The sequence below is a fragment of the Ottowia cancrivicina genome (assembly GCF_029813755.1).
Classification (GTDB): Bacteria; Pseudomonadota; Gammaproteobacteria; order Burkholderiales; family Burkholderiaceae_C; genus Ottowia; species Ottowia massiliensis.
The window spans coordinates 37,943-58,386 of record NZ_JARVII010000008.1 but is presented as its reverse complement, the minus strand read 5'-3'; the positions used below and the strand labels follow the sequence as shown (position 1 = coordinate 58,386).

The 20,444-nt window shown below is 57.9% G+C and carries 18 protein-coding genes; 14 read left to right on the top strand and 4 right to left on the bottom strand.

The annotated features are described in order from the left end of the window. The first annotated feature begins 13 nt into the window (after positions 1 to 13). The 4 genes from QB898_RS05445 (at position 14) to proB (ending at position 4,029) form a co-directional block, all read left to right on the top strand. Complete coding sequence (locus QB898_RS05445) at positions 14 to 682, top strand: NADH:ubiquinone reductase (Na(+)-transporting) subunit D (RefSeq protein WP_102283266.1); 669 nt, start codon at positions 14 to 16, stop codon at positions 680 to 682. Position 683: 1 nt separating this feature from the next. Next, positions 684 to 1,292, top strand: a complete 609-nt coding sequence (nqrE, locus tag QB898_RS05440; RefSeq protein WP_050715538.1) for an NADH:ubiquinone reductase (Na(+)-transporting) subunit E — start codon at positions 684 to 686, stop codon at positions 1,290 to 1,292. Further along, positions 1,289 to 2,512, top strand: coding sequence for an NADH:ubiquinone reductase (Na(+)-transporting) subunit F (gene nqrF / locus QB898_RS05435; RefSeq protein ID WP_279524117.1), 1,224 nt, complete (start codon positions 1,289 to 1,291; stop codon positions 2,510 to 2,512). Before nqrE ends, nqrF begins: the two co-directional genes overlap by 4 nt. A gap of 386 nt (positions 2,513 to 2,898) precedes the next feature. Continuing rightward, complete coding sequence (gene proB, locus QB898_RS05430) at positions 2,899 to 4,029, top strand: glutamate 5-kinase (protein ID WP_279524116.1); 1,131 nt, start codon at positions 2,899 to 2,901, stop codon at positions 4,027 to 4,029. Between the two features lie 93 nt (positions 4,030 to 4,122). Here the strand turns inward: proB and QB898_RS05425 are convergent, their stop codons facing one another. Beyond that, positions 4,123 to 4,881, bottom strand: coding sequence for a glycosyltransferase (locus tag QB898_RS05425; protein ID WP_279524115.1), 759 nt, complete (start codon positions 4,879 to 4,881; stop codon positions 4,123 to 4,125). A gap of 16 nt (positions 4,882 to 4,897) precedes the next feature. Further along, on the bottom strand, positions 4,898 to 5,371 hold the full coding sequence (locus tag QB898_RS05420) for a YhbY family RNA-binding protein (protein WP_050716508.1): 474 nt from the start codon (positions 5,369 to 5,371) through the stop codon (positions 4,898 to 4,900). 31 nt (positions 5,372 to 5,402) lie between these two features. On the opposite strand from QB898_RS05420, the gene QB898_RS05415 reads away from it, so the two are divergent. The 8 genes from QB898_RS05415 to QB898_RS05380 all read left to right on the top strand — a co-directional run bounded on the left by QB898_RS05415 (position 5,403) and on the right by QB898_RS05380 (position 16,305). Continuing rightward, entirely contained in the window at positions 5,403 to 6,080 is a 678-nt protein-coding gene (locus QB898_RS05415; RefSeq protein ID WP_050715542.1) for an RlmE family RNA methyltransferase, read from the top strand. A 142-nt stretch (positions 6,081 to 6,222) separates the two neighbouring features. After that, positions 6,223 to 8,130, top strand: a complete 1,908-nt coding sequence (gene ftsH / locus QB898_RS05410) for an ATP-dependent zinc metalloprotease FtsH (protein WP_279524114.1) — start codon at positions 6,223 to 6,225, stop codon at positions 8,128 to 8,130. A 204-nt stretch (positions 8,131 to 8,334) separates the two neighbouring features. Beyond that, positions 8,335 to 8,937 (top strand): type IV pilus modification protein PilV, encoded by a 603-nt coding sequence (gene pilV / locus QB898_RS05405; protein ID WP_279524113.1) that lies wholly within the window; start codon positions 8,335 to 8,337, stop codon positions 8,935 to 8,937. Continuing rightward, entirely contained in the window at positions 8,934 to 10,010 is a 1,077-nt protein-coding gene (locus QB898_RS05400; protein ID WP_082203202.1) for a PilW family protein, read from the top strand. Before pilV ends, QB898_RS05400 begins: the two co-directional genes overlap by 4 nt. Before the next feature lie 32 nt (positions 10,011 to 10,042). Next, complete coding sequence (locus tag QB898_RS05395) at positions 10,043 to 10,729, top strand: pilus assembly PilX family protein (RefSeq protein ID WP_279524112.1); 687 nt, start codon at positions 10,043 to 10,045, stop codon at positions 10,727 to 10,729. Between the two features lie 28 nt (positions 10,730 to 10,757). Further along, positions 10,758 to 15,257 (top strand): pilus assembly protein, encoded by a 4,500-nt coding sequence (locus QB898_RS05390; RefSeq protein ID WP_279524111.1) that lies wholly within the window; start codon positions 10,758 to 10,760, stop codon positions 15,255 to 15,257. Beyond that, complete coding sequence (locus QB898_RS05385; protein ID WP_082203205.1) at positions 15,254 to 15,727, top strand: type IV pilin protein; 474 nt, start codon at positions 15,254 to 15,256, stop codon at positions 15,725 to 15,727. The genes QB898_RS05390 and QB898_RS05385 overlap by 4 nt, the downstream gene beginning before the upstream one ends. Next, positions 15,724 to 16,305 carry a GspH/FimT family pseudopilin gene (locus QB898_RS05380; protein WP_279524110.1) on the top strand — a complete coding sequence of 194 codons (582 nt, stop codon included), beginning with the start codon at positions 15,724 to 15,726 and terminating at the stop codon, positions 16,303 to 16,305. Before QB898_RS05385 ends, QB898_RS05380 begins: the two co-directional genes overlap by 4 nt. A 155-nt stretch (positions 16,306 to 16,460) precedes the next feature. On the opposite strand, the gene QB898_RS05375 is transcribed toward QB898_RS05380, so the two are convergent. Both QB898_RS05375 and QB898_RS05370 read right to left on the bottom strand, forming a co-directional pair. Continuing rightward, a complete protein-coding gene (locus QB898_RS05375; protein ID WP_279524108.1) occupies positions 16,461 to 17,309 on the bottom strand; it encodes a lytic transglycosylase domain-containing protein in 849 nt (282 codons plus the stop codon). Continuing rightward, the gene (locus QB898_RS05370; RefSeq protein ID WP_279524107.1) at positions 17,306 to 19,048 is read right to left on the bottom strand and encodes a proline--tRNA ligase; all 1,743 of its coding nucleotides are present in this window, start codon (positions 19,046 to 19,048) and stop codon (positions 17,306 to 17,308) included. The genes QB898_RS05375 and QB898_RS05370 overlap by 4 nt, the downstream gene beginning before the upstream one ends. 136 nt (positions 19,049 to 19,184) lie before the next feature. Here QB898_RS05370 and QB898_RS05365 point away from each other — a divergent pair, with 136 nt between their 5' ends. Together QB898_RS05365 and QB898_RS05360 are read left to right on the top strand one after the other, a co-directional pair. Beyond that, positions 19,185 to 19,823: an RNA pyrophosphohydrolase gene (locus QB898_RS05365; protein ID WP_050715548.1), complete on the top strand. Its 639-nt coding sequence runs from the start codon at positions 19,185 to 19,187 to the stop codon at positions 19,821 to 19,823. Continuing rightward, on the top strand, positions 19,820 to 20,353 hold the full coding sequence (locus QB898_RS05360) for a CNP1-like family protein (protein ID WP_279524106.1): 534 nt from the start codon (positions 19,820 to 19,822) through the stop codon (positions 20,351 to 20,353). The genes QB898_RS05365 and QB898_RS05360 overlap by 4 nt, the downstream gene beginning before the upstream one ends. The last annotated feature ends 91 nt before the right edge of the window (positions 20,354 to 20,444 follow it).

The window sequence follows — 20,444 nt, the reverse complement described above, 5'->3', positions numbered from 1 at the left end:
AGGACTGACACACATGGCACAACCCACGATCAGGCAGGTTCTGCTCGACCCTGTCCTGAAGAACAACCCCATCACCCTGCAAATCCTGGGCATTTGCTCGGCGCTGGCCGTCACCTCCAACCTGAAAACGGCGCTGGTCATGTCTATTGCGCTGACGCTGGTGACGGCTTTTTCCAACCTGTTCATCTCGGCCATCCGGGCGCAAATCCCGTCTTCCATCCGCATGATCGTGCAGATGGTCATCATCGCCTCGCTGGTCATCGTGGTGGATCAGGCGCTCAAGGCCTTCGCCTTTTCGCTGTCCAAACAGCTGTCGGTATTTGTGGGCCTGATCATTACCAACTGCATCGTCATGGGCCGCGCCGAGGCGTTTGCCATGCAGAACCCGCCCGTGCTCTCGTTTTTTGACGGCATTGGCAACGGGCTGGGCTACAGCGCCATGCTCATCACGCTGGGCATCTTCCGCGAGCTGTTTGGCGCGGGCAAGCTGCTGGGCCACACCATTTTGCCCGTGGTCAATGACGGCGGCTGGTACGTGCCCAACGGCCTGCTGCTGCTGCCGCCTTCGGCCTTTTTCCTCATCGGCCTGATCATCTGGGCCTTGCGCACCTGGAAGAAAGACCAGGTGGAAGCCGCCGCCTGGCATCTGGCCCCGCAAGTCAGCAACAGGGAGGGCGTCTGACATGGAGCACTACCTCAGCCTTTTTTTCCGCTCCGTGTTCATCGAGAACATGGCGCTGGCCTTCTTTCTGGGCATGTGCACCTTCATCGCCATTTCCAAAAAGGTGCAAACGGCCATTGGCCTGGGCGTGGCCGTGGTGGTGGTGCAGGCCATCACGGTGCCTGCCAACAACCTGCTTTACCGCTGGCTGCTCAAAGACGGCGCGCTGGCCTGGGCGGGCCTGCCGGAAGTGGATCTGGGCTTTCTGGGCCTGCTGTCCTACATCGGTGTCATCGCCGCCATCGTGCAGATTCTGGAAATGCTGCTCGACAAATACGTGCCCAGCCTCTACAACGCGCTGGGCGTGTTCCTGCCCCTCATCACGGTGAACTGCGCCATCATGGGCGGCACGCTTTTCATGGTCGAGCGCGACTACACCTTTGCCGAAAGCGCCGTCTATGGCGTCGGCTCCGGCCTGTCGTGGGCGCTGGCCATTGCCGCGCTGGCGGGCATACGTGAAAAACTCAAATACAGCGACACGCCCGCCGGCCTGCGCGGCCTGGGCATCACCTTCATCACCATCGGGCTGATGGCGCTGGGCTTCATGTCCTTCTCGGGGGTGCAAATATGACCACCGAAATCCTGCTCGGCGTGGGCATGTTCACCGGCATCGTGCTGGCGCTGGTCGTGCTCATTCTCTTTGCGCGCTCCAAACTCGTCTCCAGCGGCGATGTCGCCATTGAAATCAATGGCGAACGCCGCATCACCGTCCCTTCCGGCGGCAAGCTGCTGCAAACGCTGGCGGCGCAAAACATCTTTCTGTCCTCGGCCTGCGGCGGCGGCGGCACCTGCGCGCAGTGCAAATGCATCGTCGAAGAAGGCGGCGGCGAAATGCTGCCCACCGAAGAGCCGCACTTCACCCGGCGCGAAGCGGGCGAAGGCTGGCGCCTGTCGTGCCAGACGGCGGTCAAGCAAAACATGAAGATTCGCGTGCCCGAAGAAGTCTTCGGCGTGAAAAAGTGGGAATGCACGGTCGAGTCCAACCCCAACGTCGCCACCTTCATCAAGGAACTCACCCTGCGCCTGCCCGAAGGCGAACACGTCAATTTCCGCGCCGGCGGCTACGTGCAGCTCGAATGCCCGCCGCACACCGTGGCCTACAAAGACTTCGACATTGCCGATGAATACCGCGCCGACTGGGACAAATACAACCTCTGGCGCTACGTCTCCAAAGTGGAAGAAACCACCGTGCGCGCCTATTCGATGGCCAACTACCCCGAAGAAAAAGGCATCGTCAAATTCAACATCCGCGTCGCCACCCCGCCGCCCGGCCGCGACGATATCCCCCCCGGCAAGATGTCCTCGTGGGTGTTTGGCCTCAAGCCGGGCGACAAAGTCACCGTCTATGGCCCCTTTGGCGAGTTTTTCGCCAAGGAAACAGACGCCGAAATGGTCTTCATCGGCGGCGGCGCGGGCATGGCCCCCATGCGCTCGCACATCTTTGACCAGCTCAAGCGCCTGCACAGCCAGCGCAAGATTTCCTTCTGGTACGGCGCGCGCTCCCTGCGCGAAGCCTTCTACGTTGAAGAATTTGACCGTCTGGCCGCCGAAAACCCCAATTTCACCTGGCACCTGGCGCTCTCCGACCCGCAGCCCGAAGACCACTGGAGCGGCCCCACCGGCTTCATCCACAACGTGCTCTACGAGAACTACCTCAAAAACCACCCCGCGCCCGAAGACTGCGAGTTCTACATGTGCGGCCCGCCCATGATGAACGCCGCCGTCATCAAGATGCTGCTGGATTTGGGCGTGGAGCGCGACAGCATCTTCCTGGACGATTTCGGCGGCTGACGCGGCTGTTTCCTCCTAGCGACCCAGGGCGCGGGGAAAAGCAGAAAACGCGCTTTATGCAAATGCCGGCGGCTGAAAAGCTGCTGGCATTTTTAATGCGTGCAACCACCGGGCGCGGCGGGGGCGGCCGGGACGGGGCCTTGGACTGCTTCCGTCCGCCTGCTTGCATCAAAAAACAGGAGCTAATTCGGTGGGGGTGAAATACCCTTCCGCACAGATTCCACTAGGACATCTTGCTATTAAACAAGGAGCGAAATGAGCCTGTCAGCCCACTGTCTGCTCGCTGCCTGCGCCTTGGCGCATCCCCGCCCACAGGCGCTGCACTGAGCTGGGGGCGGGCAGGGCGCGCGCTCTACACTTTTGCTTTTTTGCCGAGCTGTTCCGTCATGCAACCCCTCTCTCCTGTTCTGAGCGAAGCCAGACGCATCGTTATCAAAGTTGGCTCCAGCCTTGTCACCAACGAAGGGCGCGGGCTGGACGAGCAGGCCGTGGGACAGTGGTGCCGCCAGATGGCCGCCCTGGTGCGCGAGGGGCGCGAAATCATCATGGTTTCCAGCGGGGCCATTGCCGAGGGCATGAAGCGTCTGGGCTGGGCGCGCCGGCCCCATGCCGTTCATGAACTGCAAGCCGCCGCCGCCGTGGGGCAGATGGGGCTGGCGCAGATGTACGAGCGCCAGCTGGTCAGCCACGGCCTGGGCAGCGCGCAGGTGCTGCTGACGCACGCCGACCTGGCCGACCGCGAGCGCTACCTGAACGCGCGCAGCACGCTGCTGACCCTGCTGGGCCACGGCGTGCTGCCTGTCATCAATGAAAACGACACGGTGGTCACGCACGAAATCCGCTTTGGCGACAACGACACGCTGGGCGCGCTGGTGGCCAATCTGGTGGATGCCGATCTGCTCATCATCTTGACGGACCAGAAGGGCCTGTACACCGCCGATCCGCGCCATGACCCCGCTGCCGAGTTCGTGCACGAGGCGCAGGCGGGCGATGCCGGGTTGGAGCGCATGGCTGGCGGCGCAGGCTCCGGCATCGGCACGGGCGGCATGATCACCAAGGTGCTGGCAGCCAAGCGCGCGGCCGGATCGGGCGCCAGCACCGTCATTGCCTGGGGCCGCGAGCCGGATGCGCTGCTGCGCCTGGCGCGCGGCGAGCGCATTGGCACTTTGCTGGTGGCGCCCACGCGCCGGCATCACGCCCGCAAGCAGTGGATGCTGGACCATCTGCAATTGCAAGGCAGTGTGCGCATTGACGCGGGCGCCGCTGCCAAGCTGCGAGATGAAGGCAAGAGCCTGCTGCCCATAGGCATGACGGCTGTGCAGGGGCAGTTCGCGCGCGGCGACGTGATCGCCATTCTTGACGAGGGCGGCGCGGAGCTGGCGCGCGGGCTGGCCAACTACTCCAGCGCCGAAGCGCGGCTGCTGTGCCGCAAGCCTTCAGCCGAGATTGCCGCCACTCTGGGCTACGCGGTGGAGCCGGAAATGGTGCACCGGGATAATCTGGCGCTATTGGATTAGAAGCGGATTCAAGGGGCTGAATTGCCCCTTTGTCGCCGTGGATACTGCGCAGGCCGCTATTGTTTCAGGAGCGAATGCAGTCTATTTCTTCGCCTATTCCCGCCAGTGCTCGCCCACCCAGAGCGCGGGGCGGATGTATCGAAAGCGCCGGTTGCGGCGGCCGGCCAGCGCGTCGGGCGGGTTGCATTCGCCGTGAAAGATGACGATGCGTGCGCCCGCCGGTATGGCGGGCGGCTTGAAGTAATTGGCGGGCCAGCGCGGAATGCTGTGGTATTTGAAGCTGGGGCACCACTGGGCGGGCCAGTAGGCCAGCCTGCCCTGGCGGTGCAGAAAGTCCGAGAGATAGGCCTGCTCGTTGCGGAACTGCCGGCGAATGGATTCAAAGTGCGTGCGGAAATGCTCCAGCACGTCGGAGTGCGCGCCCAGCTCGAAGCGATAGACAGAGGAGTTGCCCGTGATGCGCCAGGGGCGCTTGTAGTCGTGGATGATGAGAAATTCGCCCGACTGGGTAAAAAACTCGTCCAGGCTGCCGACGATGACGACGTCAATATCCAGAAAAAGGGCCGTGCCGCGCAGGCCGTATTCGTCGCACAGGCTGCGGCTGAAGGTGGTGAGCTTGGTCCAGCCGCGCTCGGGTATGCCCGGGGGCAGCGCCAGCGGCGGGATGGGCAGGCACTGCACTTCAGGGCGGATGCCGCTGGCGTCGTCCGTGAGGCAGATGAAGCGGAAATCGCCTTGCAGATGGCGGCGCGCCATGCCGTAGAGGCGGTTGACGTATTCGGGGCCGTATTTCCGGCCCCATTTCATGCACAGGATGTGGCGGGCGGTTTGCGGCGCGGCGGCGTGGGTCATGGGCGGCGGGGCGCAATCAGTCCGGGCGGCCTTTCTTGGCCGATTTCTGCTTGGGCTGGGCTTTCTTGATCTTGCCGCCCGCCGTCAGGCGCTGGTTGCCGAGCACGCGCAGGCGCTTGACTTCGGGCCGCTGGCCGCCGCGCGAGCTGTATTTGATGACCTTGACTTCGCGCGGGCCGGGCTTGCGGTTTTCATCAGGCGCGCGCGTTTTTTCGGGCATGGGGCGCCAGAGCACCAGCAGCTTGCCAATGTGCTGCACGCAAGCGGCGTTCAGCTCGTCGGCCAGCTGCGCGTAGATCGCTTCGCGGGCGGCGCGGTCATCGCCCAGCACGCGAATTTTGATGAGGCCGTGGGCGTTCAGGGCGGCGTCGGTTTCCTTGCGCACGGCATCGGTGAGGCCGTCGGCGCCGATCATGACGACGGGATCAAGGTGGTGTGCGTCGCCTTTGAGCGCCTTGCGCTCGGCGGGAGAGAGTTCAAGTTGGGGCATGGGAAAGGATTGTCCCTTGAAAATACGGGCCATGAAGTCTGGAACGAAGAGCAAAAAGCTCAACAAGGCATGGCTGCACGACCATGTGAATGACCCCTATGTGAAACTGGCCCAAAAGGAAGGCTACCGCTCGCGCGCGGCTTACAAGCTCAAGGAGATTGATGAGGCGCTGCGCCTGATTCGCCCCGGCTGCGTGGTGGTGGATCTGGGCAGCGCGCCGGGGGCGTGGAGCCAGTACGCGCGCCGCCGCCTCTCGCCGCAAGGCGCGGCTGCGGGGGAGCTGAACGGCGCCATCGTGGCGCTGGACATCTTGCCGATGGAACCGATTGAAGGCGTGACCTGGCTGCAAGGCGACTTCCGCGAAGAAGACGTGCTGGCGCGCCTGCGCGAGGCGCTGGCCGGGCGCGCGGTGGATGTGGTGATCTCTGACATGGCGCCCAACCTGTCAGGCATCGAATCGGCGGACGCCGCACGCATCAGCCACCTGGTGGAGCTGGCGGTGGACTTCGCGCAAAACCATCTGAAGCCCGGCGGCGCGCTGGTGGCCAAAGTGTTCCACGGCAGCGGCTACAGCCAGCTGGTCAAGCTGTTCAAAGACACGTTCCGGGTCGCCAAGCCCATCAAACCCAAAGCCTCGCGCGGCCGCTCGGCGGAAACCTTTCTGGTCGGTGTGGGACTCAAGCGCCCACTGCGCGGCGAAAACCGTTGAAAGCGTGCAAAAGCCGCAGTCCGCGTCGGGGACGGCGCGCCCGCGAACCCTTTGGCAGGCTTGAAATACCTAGAATGAACCGCAGCTGAAAAAGCTTTGAAGAGCATCCCTTTTTCCTTTTCTCCTGACTGGAGCGTGTGGCTTGAAGAATCAACTGTTTTCAAAAGTGGCTGTCTGGCTGATAGTGGCGCTGGTGCTTTTTGCGGTGTTCAAGCAGTTTGAAAGCAGCGCGGCCAGCGCAGGCCATGTGGCGTATTCCGACTTTCTTCAGGACGTGCGCAATGGCCGCGTGAAAAGCGCCACCATTCAGGAAGGCCCCAGCGGCGCAGACATCGTGGCCGTGATGAGCGACGATCGCCGTGTGCATACCCAGGCCACTTACCTGGACCGGGGGCTGGTGGGCGATCTGGTCAATCACAACGTGAAATTCGACGTCAAGCCGCGCGACGAAGGCTCCTTGCTGCTGCGCATTCTCATGAGCTGGGGGCCGATGCTGCTGCTCATTGGCGTGTGGATCTATTTCATGCGCCAGATGCAAGGCGGCGGCAAGGGCGGCGCCTTCAGCTTTGGCAAGAGCAAGGCGCGCATGCTGGACGAAAACAACAACCAGGTCACCTTCGCCGACGTGGCAGGCTGCGACGAAGCCAAGGAAGAAGTCAAGGAAGTGGTGGACTTCCTCAGGGACCCGCAGAAGTTCCAGAAACTGGGCGGCCGCATTCCGCGCGGCCTGCTGCTGGTCGGGCCGCCCGGTACGGGCAAGACGTTGCTGGCCAAGTCCATCGCGGGCGAAGCCAAGGTGCCGTTTTTCAGCATCAGCGGCTCTGATTTCGTGGAGATGTTCGTCGGCGTGGGTGCGGCCCGCGTACGCGACATGTTTGAAAACGCCAAGAAAAACGCCCCCTGCATCATCTTCATTGACGAAATTGACGCCGTAGGCCGCCAGCGCGGCGCGGGCCTGGGCGGCGGCAACGACGAGCGTGAGCAGACGCTCAACCAGATGCTGGTGGAAATGGACGGTTTTGAAACCAACCTGGGCGTGATCGTGGTGGCCGCCACCAACCGCCCAGACATTCTGGATTCCGCCCTGATGCGCCCTGGCCGCTTTGACCGGCAGGTATACGTCACGCTGCCCGACATTCGCGGCCGCGAGCAGATTCTGGGCGTGCACATGCGCAAGATTCCTATTGGGCAGGATGTGAGCGCCACCGTCATTGCCCGTGGCACCCCGGGCATGAGCGGCGCTGACTTGGCCAACCTCTGCAACGAAGCCGCCCTCATGGCCGCACGCCGCAACGCCCGCGTGGTGGAAATGCAGGACTTCGAAAAAGCCAAAGACAAGATCTACATGGGGCCGGAACGCCGCTCGATGGTGATGACCGACGACGAAAAGCGCGCCACCGCATACCACGAATCGGGCCATGCCATCATTGCCGAAATCCTGCCGGGCACCGACCCCGTGCACAAAGTCACCATCATGCCCCGTGGCCGCGCCCTGGGCGTGACTTGGCAGCTGCCCGAGCGCGACAAATACAGCCAGTACTACGACCAGATGCTCAACGAAATCAGCATCCTCTTTGGCGGCCGCATCGCTGAAGACCTGTTCGTCAAAAAGATTTCCACGGGCGCTTCCAATGACTACGAGCGCGCCACCAAAATCGCCCGCGACATGGTCACCCGCTATGGCATGAGCGCCGAACTCGGCCCGATGGTGTATGCCGAAAACGAGAGCGAGGTGTTCTTGGGCCGCAGCGTGACCAAAACCACCAACATCAGCGAGGCCACCATGCAGAAAGTGGATGCTGAAATCCGCCGCATCCTGGACGAGCAGTACGCCGTGGCGCAGAAGATTCTGGAAGCAAACCGCGACAAGGTCGAAGCCATGACCGAGGCGCTGATGCAGTGGGAAACCATCGACCGCGACCAGGTGCTCGACATCATGGCCGGCCGCCCGCCGCGCCCGCCGCAAGACCACGTGCCACACTCAAGCCCCTCAGGCGGCGGCCCCTCGGGCGGCACGCCTGTCGCCGATCACGCGCCTACTGCGGTGTGAGACGCAAGGTCAAAAAAAAGCATTGACCACAAAAAGCGGAGCCTGTTTTCAGGCTCCGCTTTTTTGCATGTGCTGCGTTGCGAAAGATAGAACATGGTGCGAGCAGAGGAAACTGCATGTCGCGCGCAACAAGATGCGACAGACGGCGTAGATCGTCCGATAGCTCTCCTTCACATCCAGAATGTCAACGCTAGGATTGCTGACATGAAATCACAAACTCTTCTTTATGGCCGAAGCAGGCGTCGCGCGCGCGGCTTTTCGCTGTTGGAGGTGCTGATCTCCATCATCATTCTGTCTTTCGGCTTGCTGGGCGCTGTTGGGCTGCAAGCCACGGCATTGAAAAACAACCGCGATGCCCGTGCGCAATCGGTTGCGGTTGGCTTGGCGCGCGAGCTGGGCGAAATGATGCGCGCAAATGCCGAAGTGGCGGTGAAAACATCTGGAAATCCATATCACGGGGAATGGTCTGGCGCGAATATGGAGCCGAGCAATCCTTCCGACTGTTTGAATATAGGAAAAACCTGCGCGACGACCACGGATGTGGCGAATGCAGAAATGAGTGAATGGCTGGCGCGGGTTGAACGCTCGCTTTCCGGGGCGCGCGTGAAAGTCTGCATTGATGCTAATCCGTATAACCGAGATGGGCTGCCATCATGGGATTGTGATGCTACTCCAGCGGGTTCAGGCAATGCGATTACATCCATCAAAATCGGTTGGACGAGGGAGACCACGGACAGCAAGATTTTGCAAGCCAACGATACGGCGGCGCGTCCTTTTGTCGTTATCCCTGTTCTAATTGGTAAATGACGTCTATGAAGACTGTGAAGATGAATGTTCTTTCCTTCTCCATGGGGAGGCAAAGGAATTTACGTGGCATGACGCTAGTCGAGCTGCTGGTGGCGATGGCAGTAGGGCTTTTGGTAATCGCAGTTGCTGTTGCTGCCTTGGGTGTGAGCCAGCGTGGAGCCAGGGAGGTCGATGCAGCCTCGCAATTGCGCGATGACGCACGCTTTGCTGCCAGCATCATTCAGCGTCTTGGCGTTCAAACGGGATTTGAAGATCTGAAGTCGGCTACGCAGCCTTATTATGGTACGGAGAGTCTTTATAAATCCGGTACGGGTTTAAATATTGCTGATTTCATGCCAAGCGTGTTTGGATATAATAATGGAATTCCAAGTGCGTCAGATCCGATAAATAATGTTAAATCGCGTTCAGCGAGTAGCGAAGGTTATGGAAGTGATGTCTTGATTTTGCAAAATCAGGTGGTGAAACTTGACCCAAAATCTAGTTTATCGGATAAAAGCATGATCAATTGCATGGGTGTTTCTCCAGATAAGGCTTCCATTGATCGCAAAGATCGTATTATTAGTGTCTTTTATCTTGGAAAACCTGCGGGTGAGGGGGGTATGTCTTTGATGTGTGCAACTCAAAATGCAAAAGGATTATACGATGTTCAGCCTCTAATCAAAAATGTCGAGACGTTTCAGGTTTTGTATGGAGTTGACAATGTCACTCCAAACAAAGCGCCGACAGGACATTCCAGCAGCGTGCCCAATGGTTATCTCAGAGCCGACCAATTAACTGTGGTCGGTGATCCTGTTGCGACATATACAAATTGGCGAAGAGTCCGAAGTTTGCGTATTGGTCTTGTTTTGCAGGGTCCCAGAGGGACAGCTCCTAATAATGCGGAAATAAAACATTATCCATTTGGAGATGCGCGCTATGCCAATAGTGCAGATCCTGGTAGTGAATTTATCACCAAGGACAATCGACTTCATCAAACTGTCACATTTACAGTTCAGTTGAGGAATTGTCAGAATCAGGGGTATCAGCCTGAGAATTCTACTGTGCCATGTGATGTCGTTGTTCCGACACCCTGAATGTGAAATATTCCATCTTGAGGCGAATAAAAATGCGAAAACGGACACATTGGCGCGCTGAATTAATAGAGAAACAGCGCGGCATCTCACTTCTGACTGTGTTGTTAATTTTGCTTATTGTTTCTTTGCTTGGGACGGCTAGTGTGCAGATTACCATGATGAGCGAGCGAGGAGCAAGGAATGACCGCGATATGGATCTGGCATGGCAAGCTGCTGAAATGGGGTTGGTTGGGGCCGAAATTGAAGTTCAAGGGCCTAATAACTCGTCGAATAGCCGGACCCAGAAAATCCTGAGTGGCCATGTCAATATTCCAACCACGGGGTGTCAAACAAATGGCGATTGGAGAGGTTTTTGCTTCTATGAAACGAAGGTGAAAGGCAAGAGCCGCCCCACTTGGCTGGCGGTCGATATTGCTGAAACGGGAAGCGCTTCGCCTAGCGTCGAATTTGGTGCTTTTACGGGGCTGTCATTTGCTAGCGCAAATCAGAATGATGGCAAGGGTATTCAGCCAGCCTATGAACCTCGGTATATTATTGAAGATGTGTCGGATATTGAGTCGCTGAATGCTGGTGGCGGGATGGTAGGGGCCAGATATGCATCAGCAGCAGATCCTAACACGACAGTAAAAGCTGGCGGGCGCGTCTATCGAATTACATCCTTGGGTTTTGGCCCTCGAAAGGATATTCAGGCTGCTGTTCAGAGTATTTATCGTAATTAACTGTGGGAGATATATTGTGTTGAAGAAAGTGTTAAAGCAAACCTCTGTTGCGCGCGCGGTTGCGGTTTCTATTGTTATGTCGGTCTGCTCCTCTGTGTATAAAAGGGCGCTGGTTAAACCGATTGTCTTTGGGGGCGTGGCTGTTTCCTTCCCAATTTTAGTATGGAGTCAGTCGATGCCCAATATCAGGCCGTTGGATATTTCCTCCGTGCCGTTACATGCATCGATGCAAGGGGATAAGCCTGCGTTGACACTTGCGCTATCTGTGGAATTTCCGACGGTTGGTGCGCAGTATGTGCATACGAGGTATGCAGAAGAAGACACCTCTTACGATCCAGGTAAGGAGTATATTGGTTATTATAATGCAGAGTTGTGTTATTCCTATATTGATAGGCCGTCAGAGGTGCCAATCGCAGGAAAAACGCTTTCGGATTACAAGCGTTTCGCGATTAAGGAAAGGGCGCAGAATCACAAATGCGCTGACGCATTTAGCGGGAACTTTCTGAACTGGGCTAGCAACTCAGCGATTGACATGCTGCGTTTGGCGCTTTCCGGGGGGGATCGGATTATTGACCAACCGGGGCTGACAATTTTGCAGCGTGCTGTTCTTCCTGATGGCACGCTTGCCCCTGCTTCGAAGGGGGATGGGCCGAGCTGTTTCTGGAATTCGCAGAACTTCCCGGCAAAAGGTTTAAAAAAGGGAGCCGACGGTCGCTTTTCAGGAGCCATTCCTAACGAAATGGTTAAACGGGCGAATGATAATAAGGCCGAAACGATTTGGGTTGCTAATATACTGAACCGGATTTATTTCGGATTGAGTAAAAGAGGTACTCGAGGTAGTTGTAATGAGGTGGCGAGGAATACGGGTGAGGCGACGAGTGCAACATTGAGCTATACCCTGGGTGATCCCAAAGGTGGTGTGCAGGCTGGGTCGTTTTTTTCTCCCGGGCAGGGCACTCGCTGTGCTGGTGAAAATGAGATATGCAGAGTGGGGGAAAGCACGCACTGGGTCTATTACGGCGAGGCTTCTAAGGGCTGGATTCGGGCTGCGGCTAAAGGCGTGGTGCGTTGCAATAACGAGACGTTCGGCAAGGATCCAGCGGTTGGCAAGGTGAAACAGTGTTATACGGCGCCGATAAAACCGATGGCGGGGCTAATGAATTCAGACGGGTTCTTTTATGCTCGCGTAGAAGTGTGCGGCAAGGATGGGGCCGGACAATTAAGGGACGTTCGCGACTACAAAATGTGCGGAAGTTATCCTGATGGCAACTATAAGCCGGAAGGCACTATTCAGCGATATAGCGATCAACTGCGTCTTTCTGCATTTGGCTATGCGATTGACAACACTCTTAGCTACCAAAATGGCAAGAAGGGTCGCTACGGGGGGGTATTGCGGGCACCTATGAAATTTGTGGGGCAGCGCACTTTTGATGCGTATGGAGTTGATACGACGCCGTCAGGCGGCAATCCGAATGCTGAATGGGACGCTGTGACGGGAGTTTTTAAGGAAAATCCGGATAATGATACATCCTATAACACGAGCGGTGTGGTCAATTATCTGAACAAGTTTGGACGTCTCTTGCCAGACAGGCCTGGCAATTACAAGGTTTACGACCCTTCCAGCGAGTTGTATTATGAGGCGTTGCGCTACTTGCAGGGCTTGCCCCCCAGCTCTGATGCTGTGAAGGATCTGACCTCGGCGATGTATGACGGTTTTCCGATTTACAAGGATTGGACGGAGTTGGACCCGTTCGCCGGACGACCTAAGGAGGCTGATTACTCTTGTGTCCGAAACAATATTGCCTTGATTGGCGATGTTAATACGCATAATTCGCAGAGCTATGATCCTAATAACAACCGGCTTCCTTTTCAGGATACGGCGAAAAACATCATAGATTCCCGTTATTGGACGAAGGTGGTCCAGGCGTTTGAAAGCAAGGCGAGCATGTCATACGTCGACGGGAGCGGCGCAACGCAAACGACCTCCAATCCAAATACAGCTTCATACTCCTCCCCCGCTGCGGGAGATACACAAAGGAGTGCTCCCATTATTGGTTTGGCATATTGGGCGCATACGCACGATATACGTGGCGCGGATTGGACGGCTCAGCCCGCCAAGCAGCGTCCGGGTCTGCGTGTTAAAACGTTCATCTTTGACGTAAACGAGTACGCGTTAGAGGCCGACGATACGAAACGTCGCACTAATAACCAGTATTACACAGCAGCCAAATACGGTGGTTTTCGTGATCAGCCTGATGCAGATAACCGTCCTTATAATCTCAAAGGCAACCCGTTCTATGATCAGAATGGAAGCGTAAACAATGATGTCTGGCAAGATGCTAGTCGGCAGATGGAGCCGCAATCCTATTTTCTTCAAAGCGACGGACGTAGTGTTTTGGCTGCTTTTGATAAGATCTTCAGCGAGGCTACTTATGCTCAGAGGAGTATTGCTGGGGCCGCAGCTTCTAGTGGCGCGTTGACTCAAAATGACTCTCATGTTTATCAAGCTTCATACGATACAAGTGGTTGGACAGGCGATTTGCAGGCGTTTGCGTTGAAGATTGGATCTGATAATGTAACGCCTGAGCTTGGAAATGCGGTTTGGTCTGCCAAACAGCAGCTGGATACTATGATTGCAAATGGAGAGGCGCGCAATATCGTTGTTGGCAAGTATGGAGATAATCCATCAAGTCCGGTAGCGACGAAATTTTCAGAAGGCACCATTGAAAGGACCTTGCAAGCGGATCTGGATAGATTCCACCCGACATCTGCGCAGGATGGCCGCTGGAAGGAACGGGTGGCTTATTTGCGCGGCGGTAAAACGCATGAAGGAAGTGGTTCTGGGCAATTCCGCCAGCGTTCAAGCGCGTTGGGTGATATTGTGAATTCTGGCGCGCAGTATGTTGGCGCACCAGCGTATCGTACCGGCATGGACAAAAACTATGGCAGTTTTGTTGAGGCCAATGCGAATCGGAAGCCTGTAGTGTATATTGGTGCAAATGACGGCATGCTGCATGCGTTTGATGCGAAAACGGGCAAAGAAATTTTTGCCTATATTCCAAGCTGGCTTGGTCCTAAGCTGGGAGCACTGACCGATCCCGCATATAACCAAGCAGGCAATCACCAAGCATACGTGGATGCATCGCCTGTCGCGGGTGACGTCAATGTCAGCACTGATGCAGACAATCCTGTTTGGAAATCCGTGCTTGTTTCAGGTACAGGCGGTGGGGGGCGCGGGGTTTTTGCACTTGATATTACAGACCCTGTTAAGTTTGATTCGTCCAAGGTATTGTGGGAATTTACTCCTAGCCATGATGCCGATATGGGATATGTACTCGGCAAGCCTCGCTTAGTGCGTATGCGCACTAGTGCACCCAAGGATGAAACCGTAAAGACACGTTGGTTTGCGATGGTACCTGCTGGCGTGAATAACTATACGAAAGATCCCATTAGTGGAAAGTTTAGCTCGACTGGTAATCCTGTTATATTCTTGCTCGCGCTAGATAAATCCCCTGGAACGGCTTGGTCGCTTAATAGTAATTTTTATAAGATAGAATTGCCGTTCAAGTCGGATTTAATAGAGCCTATCGATGGTTCCAGTCAGGTGCGGCCGACAGGTATAGTCAATCTGGAGGCATTCAGAAACAGTGATGGCGTTGTTGAGGCGGTATTTGCAGGCGATCTGCATGGTAATTTATGGGCCTTGAATTTTGCGGAAAATGGATTATCGGACTGGACTGCCAGCAAGCTTTCCAGATTTTCTACAGGGAGTAAAGCCTATCCGATGTATATAGCAAAAGATGCGTCTGGAGGCATACAACCGATCACAGCTGCTCCTACCATTCTGAGAGGAAATACACAAGGTACCTACTTTGTAGGATTTGGTACCGGAAAATATATCGAGCCCAAGGATCCAAAGAGCACGCAACAGAATACTTATTATGTTCTTTTTGATGATGGAACGACTAAAGGCGCTACTTCAGGAGTGGTTGGTATTCCGGGACGGGATCGTTTGCGGAAAGTCGTAAAGGACACGGATAACAAGCTCAAACCAGATGACCGTTTCTTCTGGGGGCGTGCGACGAGTTCTTCTGGAGAGGAGCGCTCGGGGTGGTATTATGATTTACCCGAAATTGGTGAGCGGATTGTTTATGACTCAACTTATATTTCGTTGAGTACGACTGTTATGTTCAATAGCCTGATTCCAGATGCTGCTACTGCTGTGGGTATTTGTGGCGTATCTGGCGGCGGAGGGAATGGTTACTATGTTGATCTTTTTTCCGCTAGAGGAGATGTTACACGCTCCAATGTTGGCATACCAGGCCAACCCTTGGTTTTGGCTAATGATCCGGGGACAACTGAAACGGCCGCAGATAGCACGGGTAGGCGAATGCGTTCACGCCCACAAGTGGCTGTCACCCCCGGCATTAATAGTATTTCCGCGCGGCAGGCTGGAACTCAGGTTTTCCCCGTGGGAAGGCTGAGTTGGCGGCAAATTAATAACTATCAGGAGTTGAGAAAACAATGAAATATTGTTTAGTAAACGCTTCTTCACTAGCGAGGCAAAAAGGCTTTACATTGGTGGAGCTGATGATTGTGGTTGCCATTGTGGGAATATTGGCAGCAATAGCCTATCCTTCCTACCAGGAATCGGTTCGCAAAGGGCGCCGTGCGGAGGCCCGCGCGGCGCTTGCTGAAACCATGCAGCAGCAAGAACGTTATATGACGCAATACAACACATACAAGGATTTCTCGCTTGGTGATAGCAGCGTGCCTTTCAAAACAAAAGTTGGCGATTCAACTACGACGTACAAGCTGAAGGCGGAAGCTTGCCCGGCTTCGGGGAGCTATACGCCAACGGTCAAGGAATGCATTAAGGTTGTGGCATCTCCTGTCATCAATGATCCTCTGGTGGGCGATCTTAGTCTGACCAGCACAGGCGTGAAAGACTGCACAGGATCGGCGAAATCTTCACAATTTCAACTGTGCTGGCCATGAAAACTTCTATCTGCCCGAATTGCAGGAGTCACGGCTTCACGCTCATTGAGCTGATGGTGGTGATTGCGATTGCTGCCATTTTGCTTACGCTGGCAGGGCCGAGTTTTGTATCGGCCTATCGAAACGCCAGGCTGAATTCGTATACGAACGGGATGGTTGCGGCCATCAATGCGACCCGCGGTGAGGCTATGAAGCGGAATATGTTCGCACTGATGCAGCCTAAAGACGGTTCGGATTGGAATACTGGCTGGATCATCTTTGTGGATACGGATATGAATATGCAGCTGGACCGGTCAAAAGATATCGTGATTGTGGAGCATGAAAGCCATGACCAGGATAGTTTTATTCAGATTTCCAGCAAAACCGATGTGACGGGTTCATCCGGCACGCTTGTCGCTTTCGATGGTTCCGGTTTCGCCAAGGGGAATAATGCTTCGGTTCCCAATACGACATTGACGCTTAAGCGCACGGATGTTCCAGTGGCGGAGCAGGATGGTGTGACCCGCCGCATCAAGGTCGCCCGCTCAGGCAGAGTGCGCGCCTGTCGGCCAAAAGAAGACACCACCTGCACAGAATAGCATTTATCTTTCAAAACCGCCATCTGTTGGCGGTTTTTTTATTAATGATGTACAGCAGGATTGGAGCGCGTTTGCGCGAATGAGTTTTGTGGAAGATAACGGCGAGAAGGGTGTTTTTTAACGCTTTTTAAAGACTGTCGCTTGAATGACGGAAATCAGGGTGAAGCAGGCTTGATTGCATTTGTGACGGCGCCGCTGACGCTATGTCCTTTGCGGGCGTGCGGTATGACGGATACCGGGATAGGGTGCGACGCTGCATGGGAAGTGGGCGGGGAGGCGGCCATTGGAGCTGATGAAGTAGGCGCAGCGGACGATGTTGGAGGCTCGGGCGCTAGAGTAGCGGAAAGCGCTGGTGGGGGTGTGTGATCCACATATTCCCAATGGCGCTGCGCTGCGAAAACGGCATTGGGATACTGCGGTTTGCCGCGTGAGCCGTTGTAGCGGCCCAGGGCCATGAACATGTCGCCGCGTTCGCGGTCCAGGTAGTGACGCAAGATGACGCAGCCAAAGCGCAGGTTGGTCTGCATGTGAAAGAGTTTGCCGGGGTCGCCGTCGCCGATGACGCGGGTCCAGAACGGCATGATTTGCATGTAGCCGCGCGCGCCGACGACGGAGACGGCGTATTTGCGAAAGCCGCTTTCCACTTGGATGAGGCCCAGCACGAGCGAGGTTTCCAGCCCGGCGCGGCGGGATTCGTACCAGACGGTTTGCAGAAAGTCCACGCGGCGGTCGAGGTCGGGCATGCGTTTGTAGAGGCGGTCGCTCATGGCCGAGAGCCAGCGCAGGTAGGCCAGGCGCGCTGCGGTGCTGGCAAAGATGGGCACGGGCGGGGCGCTGTTGGCGATGGCCGAGCTGAGCGCGGTGCGCACGGAGTCGGCCAGCGGCTCTTCAATTTGCCCGCCGGCGCGCGCCGGTCGCGCCAGCGCCAGCAGGCCGGGCAGCAGGGCCAGTTGCCGCAGGGTTTGGCGGCGGCGCGGGTCGCTCGGGCCTGGCTGGCGGCTCATGCGGCAAGCCGCGCTTTGACGAAGGCAGCGATGCCGTCGGCAGGCACTTTGGCGGCGGTTTCGTCGCGGCGGTGCTGGTATTCGACCTGGCCTTCTTTCAGGCCCCGCTCGCCGATGGTGACGCGGTGCGGTACGCCGATCAGTTCCCAGTCGGCAAACATCACGCCGGGGCGCTCGCCCCGGTCGTCCAGGATGACGTCCACGCCCGCAGCCAGCAGTTCGGCGTGCAGGCTTTCGGCGGCTTGCCGCACGGCTTCGCTGCGGTCCATGCCTACGGGGCAGATGACGACGGTAAAGGGCGCGATGGCATCGGGCCAGATGATGCCGCGCGCGTCGTGGTTTTGTTCAATGGCGGCGGCGGACAGGCGGGTGATGCCGATGCCGTAGCAGCCCATTTGGAAGGGCTTGGGCTTGCCGTCTTCGTCTAAAAAGGTGGCGTTCATGGCGGCACTGTATTTGGTACCGAGGTAGAAGATGTGGCCGATTTCGATGCCGCGCTCGATGGCCAGCTGGCCTTGCCCGTCTGGCGAGGGGTCGCCTGCAACGGCGTTGCGCAAATCGGCCACGATGTCCGGCTCCGGCAGGTCGCGCCCCCAGTTCACGCCGGTGATGTGGAAGTCTTTTTTGTTGGCGCCGCACACCCAGTCGGCCATGACGGCTACTTCGCGGTCGGCCACAACGGTCACGGGCTTTTTCAGGCCAATGGGGCCGAGGTAGCCCGGCTCGGCGCCAAAGTGTTCCAGGATTTCGGCCAGGCTGGCAAAGCGAAAGTCCGCCAGGCCCGGCACTTTGCCGACTTTCACTTCGTTCATGTCGTGGTCGCCGCGCAGCAGCAGCAGCCAGATGCGGGTTCGGGCGATTTCGCCGGCGCTGTCCAGCTCGTCTGTAGCCAGCACGAGGGATTTGACGGTGCGCTGCAGGGGCAGCTTCAGCAGCTCGGCCACGTCGGCGCAGGTGGCCTTGCCGGGCGTGGGGGTTGGGGTCATGGGCTGCGCAGCGGGCGGGCGCGGGCCTTTGGGGGGTGCGCTTTCGGCTTTTTCCATGTTGGCGGCGTAGCAGCTGCCGGTGCTGTAGACGATGGCGTCTTCGCCGGTGGCGGCAATCACCTGGAATTCTTCGCTCATGTCGCCGCCGATGCTGCCCGAGTCGGCTGCCACGGCGCGGTAGGTGAGGCCGAAGCGGTCAAAAATGGCGCGGTAGGCTGCGGCCATTTTCTGGTAGCTCTGGCGCGCGCTGGCTTCGTCGCGGTCGAAGCTGTAGGCGTCTTTCATGATGAATTCGCGCCCGCGCATCAGGCCAAAGCGCGGGCGGCGTTCGTCGCGGAACTTGGTCTGTATCTGGTAGAGGTTGCGCGGCAGCTGCTTGTAGCTTTTGAATTCCTGGCGGGCGATGTCCGTCACGGCTTCTTCGCTGGTGGGTTGCAGCACGAAGTCGCGTTCGTGGCGGTCCTTGATGCGCAAAAGCTCCGGCCCCATCTTGTCGAAGCGCCCTGTTTCACGCCACAGCTCGCCGGGCTGCACCATCGGCATGAGGCATTCAATGGCGCCGGCGCGGTTCATTTCCTCGCGCACGATAGCCTCTACTTTCTGGATAACGCGCAGCCCCATGGGCATGTAGGTGTAGATGCCCGCGCCCAGCTTTTTGATCATGCCCGCTCGGGTCATGAGCTGGTGGCTGATGACTTCGGCGTCGGCCGGGGCTTCTTTCAGGGTGGAGATGAGGAACTGCGAGGCTTTCATGACAGATGCGAATGGTGGGAAAGGGCCGCAGGCGTGCGGCAAGCCTTGGCCCCAAACGGCAAGAGGCCGTTGACAGGCCCCTTGACATGACGCGCGGGCATAATGGCCCGCAACATTTTGAAATTGGAGTTTGATTATGCTTGACCGGGAAGGCTTTCGCCCGAATGTCGGCATCATCTTGCTCAACCAGAAAAACCAGGTTTTTTGGGGCAAACGCATACGCACCCATTCCTGGCAGTTTCCGCAAGGCGGCATTGACCGGGGCGAAACCCCGGAGCAGGCCATGTACCGCGAGCTGCATGAGGAAATCGGCCTGAAGCCGGAGCACGTGCGCATCGTCGCCCGTACCCGTGACTGGTTGCGCTACGAGGTGCCCGACCGCTTTATCCGCCGCGACGCGCGCGGCCGCTACCGGGGGCAGAAACAGATTTGGTTTCTGCTGCAGCTCATCACTCATGACTGGAACCTGAACCTGCGCGCCACCGATCACCCCGAATTCGATGCCTGGCGCTGGAACGATTACTGGGTGCCGCTGGATGTGGTGATTGAGTTCAAGCGCGGCGTGTATGAAATGGCGCTCACCGAGCTGGCGCGCTTTCTGCCGCGCCCGCCGGAGCATCGCAACCGCTACCTGCGCAGCGGCATCCGCACGCCCGTGGCGGCCTGCAATTTGCCGCCGGATTCCGAACCCGCTCCGCTGGGGCCAGCCAGCGGCCCGCCCGCTTTCTGGCGGCTGGATGACGCGCCGCCCGCCACCGAACACGCACAGCCATGACTTGCCGCCGTCGCATTGCTTTCTCCCTTTCTCTGCCGTTGCTGGCTGCTTTGGCGCTGGCCGCCTGTGGCCGCCCCGAGCGGCTGCCCGAGCCTGCCGCTGCGCCCGCAGGCACGGCGCTGAAAGCGGACCTGCCGCCCGCCTATGACGAAGCGCGCCTGATTGAAATTGAACAGCCTCGCGGCAGCACTGTGCGGATTGGCATTGCGCCTGAAACCATCAGCGTCGATGCGCAGGCGGGCGTGGTGCGCTACGTGGCTGTCATGCGCGGCATCAGCGCCCGCGTGGCCACCTATGAAGGCATCCGCTGCAATGGCGGACAGTGGCGCGTGTTCGCGCGCCGGCAGGCGGATGGCCCCTGGCTGGCGGCAGGCATGGAGTGGGAAGACATGTACGGCCCGCGCCAGCAGCCGTATGTGCGGGTTTTGGCGCGAGACGGCATGTGCATTGGCCCGGCCGTCAACACCGACGTGCGCTCCATCGTGCGCGGCCTGCAAAGCGGCGGCCGCAACGTGCTGTACAGGGGCTGAAACGGCGCCCCGGCCCCGTCCTCTTGCCAGCCCCCGAGCGGGGCTTTGCTTGAAGCAGTCCGTGCCTCCCTTGCCCCTGTCTTTGCCATGA